5 protein-coding genes are annotated in these 3,961 nt (G+C 68.2%); 2 read left to right on the top strand and 3 right to left on the bottom strand.

Annotation, left to right across the window (positions count from 1 at the left end; all coding sequences use genetic code 11):
- Nucleotides 1-483: trimeric intracellular cation channel family protein (locus ACEN88_RS26120; RefSeq protein ID WP_413344355.1), on the bottom strand; the 483-nt coding region annotated here is incomplete at its 3' end.
- 149 nt (nucleotides 484-632) lie between these two features.
- Here ACEN88_RS26120 and ACEN88_RS26115 point away from each other — a divergent pair.
- Together ACEN88_RS26115 and ACEN88_RS26110 are read left to right on the top strand one after the other, a co-directional pair.
- Nucleotides 633-1,976 (top strand): 2-hydroxycarboxylate transporter family protein, encoded by a 1,344-nt coding sequence (locus ACEN88_RS26115; RefSeq protein WP_413344353.1) that lies wholly within the window; start codon nucleotides 633-635, stop codon nucleotides 1,974-1,976.
- A 31-nt stretch (nucleotides 1,977-2,007) separates the two neighbouring features.
- The gene (locus ACEN88_RS26110) at nucleotides 2,008-2,979 is read left to right on the top strand and encodes a tripartite tricarboxylate transporter substrate binding protein (RefSeq protein ID WP_413344357.1); all 972 of its coding nucleotides are present in this window, start codon (nucleotides 2,008-2,010) and stop codon (nucleotides 2,977-2,979) included.
- Here the strand turns inward: ACEN88_RS26110 and ACEN88_RS26105 are convergent.
- A complete protein-coding gene (locus tag ACEN88_RS26105; RefSeq protein ID WP_413344352.1) occupies nucleotides 2,957-3,727 on the bottom strand; it encodes a type 1 glutamine amidotransferase domain-containing protein in 771 nt (256 codons plus the stop codon). The two genes, ACEN88_RS26110 and ACEN88_RS26105, sit on opposite strands and share 23 nt — an antisense overlap.
- Before the next feature lie 51 nt (nucleotides 3,728-3,778).
- The coding region (locus ACEN88_RS26100) for a hypothetical protein (RefSeq protein ID WP_413344350.1) at nucleotides 3,779-3,961 on the bottom strand (183 nt) is incomplete at its 5' end.

Genomic DNA, 3,961 nt, shown 5'->3' with positions numbered 1-3,961 from the left:
GTCGGAGCGCAGCACGGCCGGAATCTCCGACAGCAGCACGTCGCGCGCGACGCCGCCGCCGACGCCCGTCAGCATGCCGAGCAGCGCGGCCATCACGGGGTCCAGGCCGAACACGAGGGCTTTCTGGGCGCCGGCCACGCAGAACAGGGCGAGGCCGGCCGCGTCGAAGATCAGCACGGGGCTCTGCAGGCGCTTGATGCGCGGATACCAGAAAAAGATCAGCACGCCCGCGAGCAGCGACACGGCCAGGTAGCGCCAGTCGCGGATCGCGGACGGGGGCGTCGCGCCGATGAGGACGTCGCGCACGATGCCGCCCGAGTTGGCGGCGACGAACGACAGCACCAGCACGCCGAACAGGTCGAGCCGGCGGCGCACGCCGGCCACGGCGCCGCTCAGGGCGAACACGAACGTGCCCAGCAGGTCGAGCGTGAGCACGAGGGTCTTGATGGCGGCGCTGACGTCGAGCGATACGGGAGGAAACACGAAAACCTCGTCAAGGACGGCGAAAACCCGCCATTATGCCGCTGAAAGGTAATTGAAGGGTTGCGTCGATATAGTGGGCTCCATTCACCAGGCTGATCGGCCGTATCAACGGTTCCGATATCTGGCCTGGACAAGAAAGAGGAGCACACATGAACACGACAACCTACACTCCGGCGAACGCAGAACAGCAGGCGGCCGGCACCTCCATTCCCCGGATCGTCCGCACCATCGCGCGCACCCGCATCGGCATCGTGCCGCTGCCGGTCTACGTGCTGCTGCTGGCGCTGATCGGCGGCTTCGTCGCGACCGGCAAGGTGCCGAACGACATCTGCGTGTCGATCGCCATCCTTACCGTCGGCGGCTTTTCCTGCGCCGAGCTGGGCAAGCGCCTGCCGTATTTCCGCAACATCGGCGCCGCCGCCATCTTCGCGACGTTCATCCCGTCGTATCTCGCCTTCAGCAAGCTGCTGCCGGCGCCCGTGCTGAAGAACGTCGTCGACTTCACCAAGTCCACCAACTTCCTGTACCTGTTCATCTCGTCGATCATCGTCGGCAGCATCCTGAGCATGGACCGCAACGTCCTGATCAAGGGCTTCCTGAAGATCTTCGTGCCGCTGGCCATCGGGTCCGTCGTGGCGGGCGCGGTCGGCACCGCGGTCGGCACGCTGCTGGGCCTGGGCCCGTACCACACGTTCTTCTACCTCGTCGCGCCGATCATGGCGGGCGGCGTGGGCGAGGGCGCGATCCCGCTGTCGATCGGCTATGCGGGCATCCTGGGCCAGGAGCAGGGCCATATCTTCGCCGAAGTCCTGCCGCCCGTGATGCTGGGCAGCCTGACGGCGATCCTGCTGTCCGGCATGCTGAATTCGCTGGGCAAGAAGCGTCCGCACCTGTCCGGCCAGGGCCGCCTGCAGCCGGGCGAGGAAGCCATCGCGCCGCAGGCGGCGAGCCTGCCGGGCCAGTTCGACATCGCCAACATCGCCGCCGCGGGCATCACCTCGATCTCGCTGTACATGGTCGGCATGATGTGCTTCCGCCTGTTCGATTTCCCGGCCCCGGTCGCGATGCTGTTCGTGGCCGTGATGTTCAAGCTGTCGCGCCTCGTGTCGCCGCAGCTGCAGCAGAGTTCCTACATCGTCTACAAATTCTTTTCGACGGCCGTGACGTACCCGCTGCTGTTCGCGATCGGCGCGTCGATGACGCCGTGGGACAAGCTCGTCTCCGCGTTCAACGTGGTCAACCTGACGGTCATCGTCTCGACCGTCGCCAGCCTGATCGCCACCGGCTTCTTCGTCGGCCGCCGCATGAACATGTACCCGATCGAGACCGCGATCATCAACGCCTGCCACAGCGGCCAGGGCGGCACGGGCGACGTCGCGATCCTGACGGCGGCCGAGCGCATGCAGCTGATGCCGTTCGCCCAGATCGCCACCCGCATCGGCGGCGCGATCACGGTCACGCTGACCTTGTTGGCAATGTCGCAACTCCACTGAAGCGGACGCCAACGCGAGTATCATGAGCGCCATGAAGTCCCTGCGCACGATCCTGTTGTCCTTGCCGCTGCTGGCCGCGTTGCCGGCTGTCGGTCGACCCGCGGCCGCCGAATGCCTCGTCCCGTCCAAGCCGGGCGGGGCGATGGACCTGACCTGCAAGCTCGCCCAGAAGGCGCTGCAAGCCAAGCCCGGCGCGCCGCGCCTGAAGCTGAGCTACCTGCCGGGCGGAATCGGCGCCGTGGCGTGGCACACGATGGTGTCGCAGCGGCGCGCCGAGCCGGACACGCTCGTCGCGTTTTCCGGCGGGTCGCTGCTGAACCTCGCGCAGGGCAAGTTCGGCAAGGCCAGTCCGGACGACGTGCGCTGGGTGGCGGCGCTCGGCGTCGACTATGGCGTCATCGCCGTGCCGGCCGATACGCCGTACCGTTCGCTGCGCGACCTGGTGGACGCCCTGCGGCGCGACCCCGAGAAGATCGTGATCGGCATGTCGGGCACGATCGGCAGCCAGGACTGGATGAAGATGGCGCTGCTGGCCCGCCAGGCCGGCCTCGACCCGCGCCAGCTGCGCTTCGTCGCGCTGGAAGGGGGCGGCGAGGAGTTCGTCGCGATGCAGGCGGGCTATGTGCAGGTCGTGTCGAGCGACGTGTCGGAGACGGCGTTGTACACGGCGTCCGGCAAGGTGCGCGTGCTGGCCGTGCTGTCCGATAAACGCCTCACGGGCGCGATGGCGGGCGTGCCCACGGCGCGCGAGCAGGGCTACGATATCGTGTGGCCGCTGATCCGCGGCATCCTGATGGGGCCGGACGTGTCCGATGCGGATTACCGCCGTTGGGTGCAGGCGTTCGACCGCATCGAGTCGGCGCCCGAGTTCGCGCAGATGCGCGCGCAAATCGGCCTGTATCCGCTCGCGCTGACGGGTGATGCACTGACCCGCTACATCCACCAGGCCGTGGCCGACTACAAGCGCCAGGCCCGGCAGTTCAATCTCGTGCGCGAGCACTAGCGTCTTCCGCGGGCGCGTCCGCGGAGGCGGTCTTTTGCCGTGCGCGCTGCGCGGCCACGACGCCCACGCCCAGCAGCGCCAGGCTGAGCATCGTCCCGAACGACGGCGCCGCGAGCCAGCGGAGCGACTGGTTCGGCTGTTCCAGCGGCTTGTCCTGCGCCGGGTCCGATCGCGCCTCGGCCGCGTTGGCCTGCGTCGCCGGTTCGCCCGCGAAGAAGGGCGTCAACGCCTGTACGAACGCGGCCAGGTCTTGCGTGCCGCGGCACGACAGCACGTGCGCGTCGCGCACCACGTCCTGGTTGAGCCAGGTCGCGCCCGCGTTGACGACGTCGTCGCGGATGCCCGGCCACGACGTCAGCGTGCGCCGCGGCGCGAGCCCGGCCGACACGAGGATCAAGGGCGCCTGGGACAGCAGGGCGATGGGCTTTCCTGCCGCGTCGAACTGCCGCACGAACGCTCGCACCTGGGCGGACTGGCGCAGGCTGTCGGGGCTGATGTAGCCGCCGGGGACGAGCAGGCCGTCGTAGTCGGCGGCCTGCGCGTCGTCGATGGCCTTGCCGACGCGCACGAGATCGCCGGGCTGGTGCATGTGCACGCCGCGGATCCGCCCGCGCCGCAGCGAGATCAATGTCACATCGGCGCCGCCGTCGGCGAGGGCTGCCAGCGGCGTCTTGAGTTCCGCCTGTTCGAATCCGTCGGCGGCCAGGACTGCGATGCGTTTTCCGGTAAGTGGCTTGGAGGTGTTCATGATGGCGTTTCCGCGCCAGGATCATGAATTACAGAGCGGATCGCGACGTGTTTAGTTCCATCCGGCGTCCACGGTTTTTGAAGTGGATCGATGCATCGTCCGCCCGAGCGCGCTATCGATCACGCCATGGCACAGCGCCACCTGCGCCGCATCCTGTTGCAGCAGCCGCAGCCGGCGCCGCAGCGGCGCCCAGCCGGTCCAGGCCGCCATCCGGTCGGTGCTGCCGGGCAGCAC

The sequence above is a fragment of the Massilia sp. CT11-108 genome, assembly GCF_047302915.1.
Taxonomy (GTDB): domain Bacteria; phylum Pseudomonadota; class Gammaproteobacteria; order Burkholderiales; family Burkholderiaceae_D; genus Telluria; species Telluria orientalis.
This window is presented reverse-complemented; position numbering and strand designations above follow the sequence as displayed.

Bases quoted from the DNA above. Each gene is read 5' to 3' on its own strand.
- ACEN88_RS26115 (WP_413344353.1), top strand. From the start codon at position 633: ATGAACACGACAACCTACACTCCGGCGAACGCAGAACAGCAGGCGGCC.
- ACEN88_RS26105 (WP_413344352.1), bottom strand. From the start codon at position 3,727: ATGAACACCTCCAAGCCACTTACCGGAAAACGCATCGCAGTCCTGGCC.
- ACEN88_RS26110 (WP_413344357.1), top strand. From the start codon at position 2,008: ATGAAGTCCCTGCGCACGATCCTGTTGTCCTTGCCGCTGCTGGCCGCG.